The following is a 14027-nucleotide window of genomic DNA, read 5'->3' as shown; positions in this document are numbered from 1 at the left end:
CCGGCCCTGTCGATCACGACAACATCGTTCTCGACGGGGCGTTACTCTCGTCCAACCCCGCCGCACGACAGCGGTTCTCGTCCAACGAGCCACGTCCCCCGCGCCCGCCGGGGGTGAGGGGTGGACGGGCATAGCATCGGGACGTGGTCGATCTCGCTGACGCGGCCGGCGTCGTCCTCGTCGGCGGCCGGTCCTCCCGGATGGGCCGGCCCAAGGGCGCGCTGGAGTGGCGCGGCTCGACGCTGCTGCACCGCACGGCCGCCCTGCTGCACCGCACCGTGGGCGGTCCCGTCCTGGTCGTCGCGGCGCCCGGCCAGGAGCTGCCCGCCCTGCCGGCGGCGGTCGAGGTGGTGGCCGATCCGGTCGAGGGCCTCGGCCCGATGCGCGGACTGGCGACGGGGCTGGCGGCGCTCGACGGGCGGGCGCCCGCGGCGTTCGTGTGCTCGACGGACCTGCCGTTCCTGCACCCGGCGCTGGTCCGGCGGGTGCTGCGCGGGTTCGCCGACCCGGACGCCGACGTCGTGCTGCCGGTGGCCCGCGGCTACCGCCAACCCCTCGCCGCCGGCTACCGCACCGCGCTCGCCCCGCTGATCGAGAAGCTGCTGGCCGAGGGCGACCTGCGGCCGGGGATGCTGTTCCGGCACTGCCGGGTCACCCAGCTCGACGACGACACCCTGCTCGCCGACCCCGACCTGGCCCGCCTCGACCCGGCGCTGGACTCGCTGGTCAACGTCAACGAGCCCGACGACTACGCAGCCGCGCTGGCCCGTCCCGAGCCGGAGGTCGTGGTCGAGCGGTTCGGGGCGCTCGCGAGCGGCGGGCAACGCGGCCCGCGCACCGTCCGCGCGGCGTCGCTCGGCGCGGCCGCCGCGGCCGTGGGGATCGCGCTCGACCGGCACGTCGTGGCGGCGGTCAACGGCGACCAGATGACCCGCGATCCGCACCTGCCGCTCGTCGCGGGCGACACGGTCGCGTTCCTGTCGGCCGACGCCGGCGGCTGAGCGGGCATAGGCTCGGGGTCGTGCCGGCCGGTGGATACTTCGGGAAGGCCCTGGTCGTCGACATCGGGGACCGCGCGGCGACGAGCGCGCCGCTGGCCCTCGCCGACGCCGTCCTGCGCGCCTACCTGGGCGGGGTCGGCCTGGGCACCTGGCTGCTGCACCGGCTGGCGCCGGCCGGGGTCGACCCGCTGGCCCCGCCGGCGCCGCTGGCGTTCGTCTTCTCCCCGCTGGTCGGTACCCCGCTGACGACGAGCGCGAAGTTCGCGGTGGTGGCCAAGTCCCCGCTCACCGGGCTGCTCACCGACGCGCTGGCGTCGAGCCGGTTCGCCATCGCCGGCAAGCTGACCGGCCACGACGCGATCGTCGTGCGCGGGCGGGCCGCGCAGTTGTCGGTGCTGCTCGTCGACGGCGACGGGGCGCGGCTGGAAGCGGCGCCGGAGCTGGCCGGGCTGTCGGCCGCCGAGGCCGAGGCCGCCGTGCGGGAGCGCTTCGGGCGCGGCTGGCAGACCGCGGCGATCGGGCCGGCCGGCGAGCGGCGGGTCCGCTACGCCACGATCAGCCACGACGGCCGGCACGCCGGCCGCGGCGGGCTCGGCGCGGTCCTGGGCGCGAAGAACATCAAGGCGGTGCTGGTCCGCGCGTCCACCCGGGTCGCGATCGCCGACCAGCAGGCGGTGCTGGCCGCGGCCAAGGACCTGCGCGAGCGCAGCTTCGGGCCGGCCACGGCCAAGTACCGCGAGCTGGGCACGCTGGCCAACCTGCTGGCCTTCAACGCCGTCTCCACGCTCCCGACCCGCAACTTCACCGCCGCCACCTTCGACGGCGCGCACCGGCTGGCCGCCGAGGAGCTGCACGAGCTGCGCGGGGTGGCCCGCAACTCGTGCGCGTCCTGCTCGATCGGCTGCGAGCACATCTACTCCCGCAAGGGCGGCGGCCAGCAGCGCATGGAGTACGAGAACGTGTTCGCGCTCGGGCCGCTGTGCGGGGTGTCCGACCCCGACGACGTCTTCGCCGCCAGCGCCCGCTGCGACGAGCTGGGCCTGGACACGATCTCGGCCGGCGGCACGATCGCCTGGGCGATGGAGTGCGCCGAGCGCGGGCTGATCGACGCGCCGTGGCTGCGCTTCGGCGACGGCGCCGCGCTGCTGCGGGCCCTGGACATGATCGGCTCGCGCGAGCCGGGGCTCGGCGAGCTGCTGGCCCAGGGGTCGCGGCGGGCGGCCGCGACCGTCGGCGGTGCCTCGATCGACTGCGCGCCGCAGGTCAAGGGCCTGGAGCTGCCCGGGTACGAGCCGCGCACGCTGCAGGCGATGGCCCTGGGGCTGGCGGTGAACGCGCGCGGCGCCGACCACAACCGCTCCGGCGCCTACGAGGCCGACCTCTCCGGCGAGCACGACCGGCTCAACGGCGGGGCGGCGCAGGTCGTGGCCGCGGTCGGTACCGAGGACCGGGCCGCGGTGATGGACTCGATGATCCTGTGCAAGTTCCTGCGCGGGGTGTTCGACGAGCCGTTCGCCGAGTGGGCGGCGCTGCTGCGCCCGGTCACCGGCTGGGACGTCGACGCCGCCGAGCTGCGCGCGACGGCCCGGCGGATCGTGCTGGCCAAGCGGGTGTTCAACCAGCGCGAGGGCGCCACCGCGGCGGACGACACGCTCCCCCGCCGGATGCTGGAGACCCCGCTGGAGCTGGGTTCCGGTCGCGTCGCCGCGCTGACAGCCGACCGCCTGCGTGCGATGGTGGCCGGCTACTACGCCGAACGCGGGCTCGACCAGGAGGGTCGACCCTCTCGGGAGGCGGAAGCGGCGTTGCTGCTCGGTGGGTGAGGACCGAGAATCGCCGCACCGGCCGCGGATCGACGACGTTGCGTAGGTTGTATGCGGTATGCACTACCGGTTGGGAGTCGAGATGACAGCCGTGCAGGAGCCGCCCACCGCCGTGCGGACGGTCACCGCCCGGATCGACGGGCACCCGGTGACCGTGCCCGAGGGCACGACCATCTACGACGCGGCCAAGCAGGTGGGCGTCGACATCCCCGTGCTGTGCCACGACGAGCGCTACGACCCGGTCGGCGTGTGCCGGATGTGCGTCGTCGACACCGGCGGGCGGGTCTTCGCGGCGGCGTGCGTGCGGCCCTGCGAGGACGGCATGGAGGTCGCGACCTCGACCCCGGAGCTGGAGCGCAGCCGCGCCACCCTGACCGAACTGCTGGTGTCCGACCAGCCGCCGCGCGCCGAGGACCCCAAGGACACCACCACCCGCGACAACCTGCTGCTGGAGCTGGCCGACGGCTTCGGGGTCGCCCGGGAGACCACCGAGCTGCCCTGCGGCTCCGGGCGCGGCACCGACTCGTCCAACCCGGTCATCGACGTCAACCACGACGCCTGCATCCTCTGCGACCGCTGCGTGCGGGCCTGCGACGACATCCAGGGCAACGACGTCATCGGCCGCTCCGGCAAGGGCTACGCCACGCGGATCGCGTTCGACCTGAACGACCCGATGGGCTCCAGCTCGTGCGTCACCTGCGGCGAGTGCGTGCAGGCCTGCCCGACCGGCGCGCTGACCAACAAGCCCATCCGCGGCATCCCGATCCGCCCGCGCGAGGAGCTCGACGCCGTCGACAGCGTCTGCCCGTACTGCGGGGTCGGCTGCGCGCTGACCTACTACGTCGACCGCGAGCGCGACGCGATCTCCTTCGCCGAGGGCCGCGACCAGCCCGGCTCGCAGAGCCGGCTGTGCGTCAAGGGCCGCTACGGATGGGACTACTCCGCCTCCCCGCAGCGGCTCACCGTCCCGCTGATCCGGATCGACTCGGCGTACCCGAAGGGCGCGCTGTCGGCCGACGTCCGCGGCGACGGGGCCGGCGGCACCCACAACGACCGCGGCCGGGTGGACGGCGGTGAGCGCAGCGGCGGCGGACGGCGCAAGCCGGGTGACAAGCGCGGCGGCAAGCGCAAGCCCGGCGGCCTGGTCGACTACGCCGAGGTCATGCCGCACTTCCGGGAGGCCACCTGGGAGGAGGCGCTCGACCTGGTGGCCAGCAGGCTGCGCGAGATCCACGCGCTGCGCGGCTCGGAGGCGATCGCCGGGTTCGGCTCGGCGAAGTGCTCCAACGAGGAGGCCTACCTCTTCCAGAAGCTCATCCGCACCGGGTTCGGCACGAACAACGTCGACCACTGCACCCGGCTCTGCCACGCCTCCTCGGTGGCCGCGCTGTTCGAGGGCGTCGGCTCGGGCGCGGTGTCGACCACCTACGGCGACGTCGCCAACGCCGACTGCGTGATCATCACCGGTTCCAACCCGACCGCGAACCACCCGGTGGCCAGCTCGTTCTTCAAGCAGGCCCGCCGCCGCGGCACGAAGGTGATCTACGTCGACCCGCGGGCGTCCACGGTGGCCGAGCACGCCGACATCTTCGTGCAGCTCAAGCCGGGCACCGACGTGGCGTTCTACAACGCCGTCATGCACGAGATCATCCGGCTCGGCCTGATCGACCGGGACTTCATCGCGAACCGCACGTCCAACTACGACGAGCTGGCCCGCACGGTCGCCGACTACCCGCCCGAGCGCGCCGCGCATATCACCGGGGTGGACGCCGACACCATCCGCGAGGTCGCCCGCACCTGGGGCGAGGCCGGGGCGGCGGTCGTCTACTGGGGCATGGGGATCTCCCAGCACACCACCGGCACCGACAACGCCCGCTGCCTGATCGCGCTGTGCTCGATCACCGGCAACGTCGGGCGCCCCGGCACCGGGCTGCACCCCCTGCGCGGGCAGAACAACGTGCAGGGCGCCTCGGACGCCGGGCTGATCCCGATGTTCTACCCCGACTACCAGGGCGTCGACCGCGACGCGACGCAGCGCCGCTTCGAGCAGGCGTGGGGCACCCCGCTCAACCCGAACCGCGGGCTGACCGTCACCGAGATCATCGGCTCGGTGCTGCAGCCCGACGGGGTGCGCGGGATGTACATGCTCGGGGAGAACCCGTTCCTGTCCGACCCGAACATCAACAAGGTGCGCAAGGCGCTGGCCGCGCTGGACTTCCTGGTCGTGCAGGACATCTTCCTGACCGAGACCGCCGAGTTCGCCGACGTGATCCTGCCGGCCACGTCGTACCTGGAGAAGGACGGCACCTACACCAACACCGACCGGCGCGTGCAGCTCGGCCGCAAGGTGATGGACCCGCCCGGGCAGGCCCGCCCGGACTGGGAGATCGTCCAGGACATCGCCCGCCGGGTCGGCCTGGACTGGGACTACGGCTCCCCCAGCGAGGTCTTCGACGAGATGGTCGCGCTGATGCCGTCCTACCGGAACCTGCGCCACGACAACCTGGGGCTGTCCGGGAAGCTCTACCCGAACGACGACCCCGAGCACACCGACGGCACGATCGTCATGTTCGACGAGAAGTTCAACACCGACGACGGGCTCGCCCACCTCGTCCCCGCGCAGTGGCTGCCGCCCAAGGAGCTGCCCGACGCGGAGTACCCGCTGGTCCTCAACACCGGGCGGCTGCTGGAGCACTGGCACACCGGCTCGATGACCCGGCGCTCGTTCGCCCTCGACGCGATCTCCCCGGTGGCCGAGGTCTACATGCACCCCAAGGACGCCGCCGACCGCGGCCTGGCCCACGGCGAGATGGTGCGGGCGCGCTCGCGGCGCGGCGCGATCGAGCTGCAGGTGCGCATCTCGCACCGCGAGCAGCTGGGCAACTGCTTCATCCCGTTCCACTTCCGGGAGGCCGCGGCCAACCTGCTGACCATCGACGAGATCGACCCGTACGGGAAGATCCCCGAGTTCAAGTTCTGCGCCATCCAGGTCGAGCCGTTGGGAGTGCGCGCGTGACGGAGGTGTCCGACCGGGCCGCGGAGGTCCGCGCGCGGCGGGTGCCGGGCGTGGAGGCGCGGGCCGGGAAGTTCCCCGGGCCGTCGCTGATCCCGGCGCTGAACGCGATCCAGGCCCGGCTGGGCTGGCTGCCCCGCGAGGAGCTCGAAGAGCTCTCCCGAGAGACCGCCCGCCCGCTCTACGAGATCGAGGGCCTGGTCTCGTTCTACCCGCACTTCCGCACCGAACCGCCGGCCAAGGTCGCGCTGCACGTCTGCCACGACCTGCCCTGCTTCCTGCGCGACGGCGAGGCCCGGCTGGCCGAGCTGCGCGCCCGCTACGGCGAGGACGCCGAGGTGGAGCTGGTCGAGGTGTCCTGCCTCGGCCGCTGCGACACCGCCCCTGCGGTGGCGGTCAACGAGCGACCGGCGCCCGTCGGGGACGTCGACGCGCTCGTTGCCGGGGCCCGGGCGGGCGAGGTCGGCACCAGCCCGGCGAGCGAGCGGGCCGAGCCGTGGCCGAACGACCCGTACCCGGCCGGCTCCGGGGTGGCCGAGCGGTACGCCACTCTGCGCGCGCTGCTGGCCGGCGACCTCGACGCGGGCACGATCGTGCAGACGCTGAAGGACTCCGGCCTGCGCGGCATGGGTGGCGCCGGGTTCCCGACCGGGCAGAAGTGGGAGCTGGTCCGCGGCACGCAGCCGGGGGAGGTCAAGTACGCGATCTGCAACGCCGACGAGTCCGAGCCCGGCACCTTCAAGGACCGCCAGATCCTGGCCACCCAGCCGCACCTCGTCCTGGAAGGGCTGCTGCTGGGGATGGCGGTGGTCGGCGCCGAGCAGGGCTGGGTGTTCATCCGCCACGAGTACGGCCCCGAGGAGCACGTGCTGCGCGCCGAGATCGACGCGCTGCGCGCGGCGGGCGTGGTCGGACCGGACGCGTGCGGCAGCGGACGGCGCCTGGACGTGGAGGTGTTCGTCTCCCCCGGCGGCTACATCCTGGGCGAGGAGACCGCGCTGCTGGAGTGCATGGAGGGCCACCGCGGCGAGCCGCGCAACAAGCCGCCCTTCCCCGGCAACTACGGCCTGCACGGGCGCCCGACGCTGATGAACTCGGTGGAGACCTTCGCCGACGTGCCGGTGATCGTGCGGCGCGGCGCGCGGTGGTGGGCCGACCAGGGCGCGGGCGAGTCGGTGGGCTGGAAGTTCTTCGCCGTCTCCGGGCACGTCGAGCGGCCCGACGTCTACTGCGTGCCGATGGGCACCACCGTGCGCGAGCTGATCGAGCTGGCCGGCGGCGTCAGCGGCGGGCGCGCGGTCGGCGCCGTGCAGCCCGGCGGGGCGTCGTCGAACTTCATCGGCCCGGACAAGCTGGACATGCCACTGGACTTCGGCACCGCGGTGGAGAACGGCACGATGCTCGGCTCGGGGGCGATGGTCGTGCTGGCCGAGGGCACCGACCTGCTCGCCGCGTCGACCAACGTGCTGCGGTTCTTCCGCAACGAGTCCTGCGGCAAGTGCGTGCCCTGCCGGGTCGGCTCGACCAAGGCCCACTCGATCCTGCGCGACGTCGTGGAGGCGGGCTCGGAGCTCGACGAGGACCAGCGGTCGCACATCCTGCGGTTGGAGGAAGCCATGCGCAAGACCTCCATCTGCGGGCTCGGGCAGGTCGCGCTCGGGCCGGTGGTGAGCGTCCTGGGGCTGAACAAGGGCGGCGCCGCCGCCCGCGAGCAGCCCCGGCCCGACGGCGCGGCGGACCAGCCCGACAGGTGAACCGCGAGTTCTTCACCGCGCGCACGGTCGGCGAGGCCCTCACCGGGTTCCGGCCAGGGCGGCGCACCGCCGTCGAGACCGTCGCGCTGGCCGCGGCGCTGCACCGGGTCCCGGCCGCCGACGTCCGCGCGACGTCGGCCATGCCCGGCTTCCCCCGGTCCACCGTGGACGGCTACGCGGTGCGCGCCGCCGACACCTACGGCGCCTCCGAGGGCCTGCCCTCCTACCTCGACCTGGCCGGGTCGGTGCGGATGGGCGCCGCACCGACCGTGGCGGTCTCGCACGGCAAGTGCGTCGCCATCCCGACCGGGGCGGTGCTGCCCGACGGCGCCGACGCCGTGGTGATGGTCGAGCACACCGCCGAGACCATGCCCGGCACCATCGAGGTGACCCGGCCGGTCGCCCCCGGCGCCGGGCTGGTCCGGGCCGACGAGGACGCCGCGACCGGCGACGTGCTGGTCGGGGCCGGCCGCCCGCTGCGCGCCCCGCAACTGGGCTTCCTCGCCGCGGCGGGGGTGACCTCGGTGGCCGTGCACGCCCGCCCGCGGGTCGCCATCGTGTCCACCGGCGACGAAGTGGTGCCCCCGCAGACCCGGGCGCTGGCCGCCGGGCAGGTGCGCGACGCGACCGCGTCGGCGCTGGCCGGGCTGGTCCGTGACGCCGGCGGTGAACCCGTGCTGGCCGGCATCGTCCCGGACGACCGGGACGCCCTGGAGTCGACGCTGCGGACCGCGCTCGCCGACGCCGACCTCGTGGTCGTCTCGGCCGGGTCCTCGGTCGGCGCCCGCGACGAGACCGCCGGGGCCGTCGCCGCGCTGGGCGAGATCTGGTGCCACGGCCTGGCCGTCAAGCCCGGCAAGCCGACGCTGCTGGCCGAGTGCTCCGGGGTGCCGCTGGTCGGGCTGCCCGGCAACCCGCTGTCGGCGCTGGTGGTGTTCCGGCTGGTCGGGGTGCCCCTGGTGTGGCGGCTCGCGGGCGCCGAGCAGCCACCGCCGGAGCCGACCGTCCGGGCCCGGCTGGGTCGCGACCTGGCCTCGGCCACCGGCCGGCTCGACGTCGTGCAGGTCGCCGTCCGCCGCGGTTCCTCCCCGACGCCGACCGCCGAGCCGCTGTTCGGGCCGTCCGCGCTGCTGTCCGTCCTGGCCCGGGCCGACGGCTACCTCGTCGTCCCGGAGCCGGCGACCGGCCTGGACGGCGGCACCGAGGTGGAGGTCATCCTGTACCGATGACGAGCCCGTTCGTGTCCGACATCCCCGCCGAGCGGGCTCGGCCCCGCCGCCCCGGCCCCCATCGGACGCCGCGATTCTGTCGGTGGCCGACCCTGGACTGCGTCCAGCGGAGTGCACGACAGCGGGAGGCGACGTGGCGACCACGTACGAGGTCCAGGGACGGCGGACGGAGCGCGACCCGGACGGGAAGTCACGCGCGGTCGTGCGCCTGGACACGGCGGACAGCCGGACCGCGGCCTTCGCCGTCGCCGACACGATGGGCGCCGAGAAGCTCACGGCCCGGGTCTTCATGACCCGGCGGCGGGCGGGCCGGACGTCCTACAAGCTCCTCGGCGTCGTGCAGGCGTAGAAGTCCTGACCGCGTGGAGCGCATCCCGTTCGGAGCGGCGTTCGTCCAGCCCTCCGGGGACGAGCACCCCGGATCATCAACCTTGGGGATTGCCGTCAGGACCCCGTTAACGGGCATCCCGCGGGTCGCGACGTGGAGATCGCCCGACCGATCAAACGCATAGGGGAGTTCATGGATGTCGCGTCGATTTTCGGATTGATAGTGCTGGTCGTCGTGATCCTGGCGTTGAGGAAGGTGTTGGGTGCCCTGTCCCCCGGCTCGTCCGGTGCCGCCAGGGCAGGTCGGGCACGGCCAGATCTGTCGGTCGAGGACCTGGCCGACACGTTGCGGAACGGCGGCCTGCCGACACCGGTCCAGGCGTCGTTCCGGATGCAGCCCGGCGAGACGTGCGTCGGTGAGGTGGACGCCGACGTCGAGCAGTGGCTCGAGGGTGACGGGAGCTACACCACGAAGCACGTCGCGTGGGCCGGCGGCCTCGCCGGTCTCGCGATCGGAGGCGCCATGAACGCGGTGGGCAACACTGCCCGGAAGGCGGCGGCGAGGCGGGAGATGGCGGAGCGCTGGCGCTCGATCGGCTCCTACCGCGTCTACGTGACCTCGGAGCGCATCGCGTTCGAGGGCGGCGGCCGCGAGTGGCACGAGATGTGGCTGGACGATCTGCGACGGCTGGAGATCGACGGTGGTGCACTGGTGCTGCAGGCCGTCGGTCAGCCCGCATGCCGAATCCACGCGGCGCCCGCGGAGTACTGGTACCTGCTGCTGCGCAGGCTCGCCTTCGACGAACTGCCCGGCGGCCAGATCAGCGCGTAATCGACGGCGGTCCTCCGCCGCAGCGAGGTGGGCGCACCCGGTCACCCGTCCGCGGCGGCTGGGCGTGGTCCCGCGCTGGCGTAGTAGCGGCGCCGCGCCGCTCTGACCAGGTCGAGCGCGGGGCCGGAGGCGTGGTCGACGTTCAGCGGCGGACGCAGGGCGCGGATGATCGCGCCCTCGACGTCGCGCGGTGACGGGTGCTCGCACCACGACACCCGCAGGTGCCTGGTCATCCACGCCGTCAGCCGGGCCTCGTCCTCGTCGACGAGCACGACGCGGTCGGTCCACCGGGTGCGGTAGCCCTCGATGTCGAGCAGGAGGCCGGCCAGGGTGCGGCGCAGCGTCGAACTGCCGCTGCGCTTCAGGTGGTTCGAGCCGAGTCGGGACCGCAGCCGGGACGCGATGCCGACGTAGAGCAGGCGCTCGGGCTCCGATGGGTGCGGCGGCCCGGGGAGGGCGGACAGGACCGCGGGCCGCGCCCACCACGCGTACAGACCGGGTGCGAGCGGCACCCGGTCGGCGATCTCGCCCGGTGGGACCGGTCCGGCGGCCAGATCCGCGATGACGGCGTCGACGCTGAGCGCGGTGTCGGTCACGGCACCAGTCTGGGCTCGCCCCCTCTGCACCGTCGGCGCGGGTGGCGTCCCCCGGGTAGACACCGGCCATGACGAGGACGCCGAGGGGGAGGTCATCCTGTACCGATGACGAGCCCGTTCGTGTCCGACATCCCCGCCGAGCGGGCTCGGCTGGTGTGGCGCGACGCGTGCGCCGCCGCCGGCTGCCCGCCCCGGGTCGACGCCGTCGTGGTCCCGGTCGCCGAGGCGGTCGGGCGGGTCACCGCGGAGTCGGTGTGGGCGCGGCGCTCCTCGCCCGCGTTCGACTCCGCGGCCATGGACGGCATCGCCGTGCGCGCCGCGGAGACCGTCGGCGCCGCGGAGACCACCCCGGTGCTGCTCGACGACTTCGCCGTGGTCGACACCGGCGACCCGCTGCCGGCCGGCTACGACGCCGTCATCATGCGCGAGCACGTGCACCACGCGGACGGCCGCGCCGAGATCCGCGCCGCCGTCCCGCCCTACCAGCACGTCCGCTCGATCGGCGAGGACATCAGCGCCACCGAGCTGCTGCTGCCCGAGGGCCACCGGCTGCGCCCGGTCGACGTCGCCGCCTGCGCCGCCGCCGGCGCCGTCGAGCTGCGGGTGCGCAGGCGGCCACGAGTGGTCATCATCCCGACCGGCGACGAGATCCGGCCCATCGGCGCGGACCTGGCCCCCGGCGAGATCGCGGACACCAACTCGCTGATGCTGGCCGCCCAGGCCGTCGAGATCGGCTGCGAGGCCCGCACCACCGACATCGTCGCCGACGACCCCGACCAGATCACCGCCGCCGTCCGGGACGCCGCCGCCGACGCCGACCTGGTGATCCTCATCGCCGGCTCCAGCGCCGGGCGGGACGACCACACGGCGGGCGTGGTGGCGGCGGTGGGCTCGCTGGCCGTGCACGGCGTGGCGGTGCGCCCCGGGCACCCGGTCGTGCTGGGCACCGTCGCCGGCGACCCGGCCACGCCGATCCTGGGCGCCCCCGGCTACCCGGTCTCGGCCGCGCTGACCTTCGACATCTTCGCCGCGCCCGCGCTGGCCGCGCTCGAAGGCGCCGCCCCGCGCGAGCGCCCCTCGACCACCGCGCGGCTGGCCCGCAAGCTCGCCTCGGCCATCGGCTCCGACGACTGGGTGCGGGTCAGGTTGGGTCGGGTCGGCGGCGACGTCGTGGCCACTCCCCTGCCCCGCGGAGCCGGCGTGCTGACCTCGCTGGTCCGCGCGGACGGTCTGCTGGTGGTGCCGGCCGGGGTGGAGGGCCACCACGCCGGCGAGCAGGTCCGGGTCGACCTGCTGCGCGGGCTCGCCGACATCCGGCGCACGATCGTCGCGATCGGCTCGCACGACCTCGTCCTCGACGTCGCCGCCTCGGCGCTGCGCGCGGCCGACCCGCTGATCACCCTGGCGTCGTCGAACGTCGGGTCGCTCGGCGGGCTCGTCGCCCTGCGCGACGGACTGTGCCACCTGGCCGGCTCGCACCTGCTCGACCCGGCCACCGGCGAGTACACGCTGCCCTACCTCGACCGCATCTTCGGCCCCGACGCCGACCTGGCCGTCGTCCGGCTCGTGCACCGCGACCAGGGCCTGCTCGTCCCCCCGGGCAACCCGTTGGGCCTGACCGGCATCGCCGACCTCACCCGCCCCGGCTTGCGCTACGTCAACCGCCAGCGCGGCGCCGGCACCCGCGTGCTGCTCGACCACGAGCTGGGCCGCATCGCCGCCGACCCGTCCACCATCAGCGGCTACTCCCGCGAGGAGCACACCCACCTCGGCGTCGCCGCCGCCGTCGCCGCCGGTCGCGCCGACACCGGCCTGGGCATCCAGGCCGCCGCCCGGGCCTTCGGCCTGGACTTCGTCCCCGTCGCCCGCGAGCCCTACGACCTCGTGCTGCGCACCACCGCCCTGGACGACCAGGTGCTCGCGCCGCTGTGGGAGCTGCTGGAGCGCCACGAGTTCCGCGCCGAGGTGGAGAAGCTCGGCGGCTACTCCTGCGCCGAGACCGGGCGGCGGATCCGCTAGTGGGTGGCCGGGAAGGTCCGCCGGTAGATCGGTGGATCCGGCACCATCGGACGTCGCGATTCTGTCGGTGGCCGGGCCTAGACTGTCGAACATGGGTTCGAGTCCGGGAGGTCGGGAGGCGACGGCGGTCGACGCCGCCCTCGCCGGGCTCACCGCCGTCCTCACCGGCCTCACCGCCCACGCGACCGGCTCCGACCCGACCAGCGGCGTGGCCGACGCGGTGCGGATCGACCGGATCGCGGTGCTGGAACAGATCAAGGCCGCCGCTGCGGCCGCCCAGCACGCCGAGATGCTCGCTTTCGCCCGTTCCCAGGCCGATGCCCACCTGGTCCACGTCGACGCCGACCGGCTCGACCCCGCCGCGGTCGGGCGCGGGATCAGCGACCAGATAGCCCTCGCCTGCCGGATCTCCCCGTTCCACGGCTCCCGCCGCCTCGGCACCGCCCGCGCCCTGGACACCGACCTGCCCTGCACCGCGCGCCTGCTGGCGGCGGGGAGGATCAGCGAGCACCTCGCCGAGGTCGTGGTCTCCGAGACCCGCCACCTGGACACCGAACAGCGCCGGCTCGTGGACAAGCACATCGTCGACGGTGGGCTGGCCGAGCTGACCCCACGCGCGGCCGCCGCGTCGGCCAGGAAGCGCGCCTACGAGTCCGACCCCGCCGCGTACGTGGCCCGCGGCCGCACCGCGCGAGCCGACCGGCGGGTCGGACTGCGCCCGGCGCCGGACACGATGAGCGTGCTCACCGGGTTCCTCCCGGTCGAGCAGGGCGTGGCCTGCCTCGCCGCGCTGCGCGCCCACACCGACACCGTGATCGGCACCGGCGATGCCCGCAGCCGGGGCCAGATCATGGCCGACACCCTGGTCGAACGCCTCACCGGACAAGCCGCCGCCGCCGACGTCGACGTCGAGGTCGGGATCGTGATCCCCGTGGACGCCCTGCTCGACCCCGAGCACCGCGGCACAGCGGACGTCATCGGGCACGGACCGGTCCCCGCCGGGATCGCCCACGACCTGCTCACCGCCACGACCGGGAAACGCTGGTGGCGACGGTTGTTCACCGCACCCGACGACGGCCCGTTGATCGGCTGCGACCCCCGTCGGCGACGCTTCGACGGCACCCTCGCCCACCTGATCACGGTCCGCGACCACGGCCGCTGCCGGGACGCGTTCTGCGACGCCCCGATCGCGCACCTCGACCACATCCGCCCCCACCGCGCCGGCGGCCCGACCAGCTACACCAACGGGCGCGGGGTCTGCGCCCGCGGCAACTACGTCCGGGAGATGCCCGGCTGGAAGGTCGAGGTACTCCACGACGGACTCGGCCATCAACCCCACACCGTCCGGACGACCACCCCGACCGGGCACACCTACATCAGCACCCCCGGACCAGCACCCTGATCGGCGTCCCGCCGTCCAGCCGCACCGCCAT

10 protein-coding genes are annotated in these 14027 nt (G+C 74.4%); 9 read left to right on the top strand and 1 reads right to left on the bottom strand.

The genetic code is table 11. From position 1 onward, the window contains the following. Positions 1–143: 143 nt before the first annotated feature. The 7 genes from mobA to KIK08_RS01330 all read left to right on the top strand — a co-directional run bounded on the left by mobA (position 144) and on the right by KIK08_RS01330 (position 9979). On the top strand, positions 144–1001 hold the full coding sequence (gene mobA / locus KIK08_RS01360) for a molybdenum cofactor guanylyltransferase (protein ID WP_214401088.1): 858 nt from the start codon (positions 144–146) through the stop codon (positions 999–1001). Between the two features lie 20 nt (positions 1002–1021). Further along, a complete protein-coding gene (locus tag KIK08_RS01355) occupies positions 1022–2824 on the top strand; it encodes an aldehyde ferredoxin oxidoreductase family protein (protein WP_214401087.1) in 1803 nt (600 codons plus the stop codon). A gap of 82 nt (positions 2825–2906) precedes the next feature. Then, complete coding sequence (gene fdhF / locus KIK08_RS01350; protein WP_214401086.1) at positions 2907–5840, top strand: formate dehydrogenase subunit alpha; 2934 nt, start codon at positions 2907–2909, stop codon at positions 5838–5840. Then, positions 5837–7591 (top strand): NAD(P)H-dependent oxidoreductase subunit E, encoded by a 1755-nt coding sequence (locus KIK08_RS01345; protein WP_214401085.1) that lies wholly within the window; start codon positions 5837–5839, stop codon positions 7589–7591. The genes fdhF and KIK08_RS01345 overlap by 4 nt, the downstream gene beginning before the upstream one ends. Beyond that, the gene (locus tag KIK08_RS41430) at positions 7588–8820 is read left to right on the top strand and encodes a molybdopterin molybdotransferase MoeA (protein WP_214401084.1); all 1233 of its coding nucleotides are present in this window, start codon (positions 7588–7590) and stop codon (positions 8818–8820) included. The genes KIK08_RS01345 and KIK08_RS41430 overlap by 4 nt, the downstream gene beginning before the upstream one ends. A 133-nt stretch (positions 8821–8953) precedes the next feature. After that, complete coding sequence (locus KIK08_RS01335) at positions 8954–9169, top strand: hypothetical protein (RefSeq protein ID WP_214401083.1); 216 nt, start codon at positions 8954–8956, stop codon at positions 9167–9169. Between the two features lie 132 nt (positions 9170–9301). Continuing rightward, positions 9302–9979, top strand: a complete 678-nt coding sequence (locus KIK08_RS01330; protein WP_214401082.1) for a hypothetical protein — start codon at positions 9302–9304, stop codon at positions 9977–9979. 41 nt (positions 9980–10020) lie between these two features. Here KIK08_RS01330 and KIK08_RS01325 read toward each other — a convergent pair whose 3' ends face one another. After that, positions 10021–10575: a GIY-YIG nuclease family protein gene (locus KIK08_RS01325; protein WP_214401081.1), complete on the bottom strand. Its 555-nt coding sequence runs from the start codon at positions 10573–10575 to the stop codon at positions 10021–10023. 105 nt (positions 10576–10680) lie between these two features. Here KIK08_RS01325 and KIK08_RS01320 point away from each other — a divergent pair, with 105 nt between their 5' ends. Further along, a complete protein-coding gene (locus tag KIK08_RS01320; RefSeq protein ID WP_214401080.1) occupies positions 10681–12594 on the top strand; it encodes a molybdopterin biosynthesis protein in 1914 nt (637 codons plus the stop codon). 91 nt (positions 12595–12685) lie between these two features. Next, positions 12686–13996, top strand: coding sequence for a DUF222 domain-containing protein (locus KIK08_RS01315; RefSeq protein WP_214401079.1), 1311 nt, complete (start codon positions 12686–12688; stop codon positions 13994–13996). Positions 13997–14027: the final 31 nt, after the last annotated feature.

Source organism: Pseudonocardia lacus (genome assembly GCF_018531445.1).
Lineage (GTDB): Bacteria > Actinomycetota > Actinomycetes > Mycobacteriales > Pseudonocardiaceae > Pseudonocardia > Pseudonocardia lacus.
The sequence above is the reverse complement of the archived record's forward strand: the minus strand, read 5'-3'. Positions and strand labels throughout refer to the sequence as shown.

Coding starts and splice junctions, on each gene's coding strand:
- fdhF (WP_214401086.1), top strand. CDS start 2,907: ATGACAGCCGTGCAGGAGCCGCCCACCGCCGTGCGGACGGTCACCGCC.
- KIK08_RS01320 (WP_214401080.1), top strand. CDS start 10,681: ATGACGAGCCCGTTCGTGTCCGACATCCCCGCCGAGCGGGCTCGGCTG.
- KIK08_RS01315 (WP_214401079.1), top strand. CDS start 12,686: ATGGGTTCGAGTCCGGGAGGTCGGGAGGCGACGGCGGTCGACGCCGCC.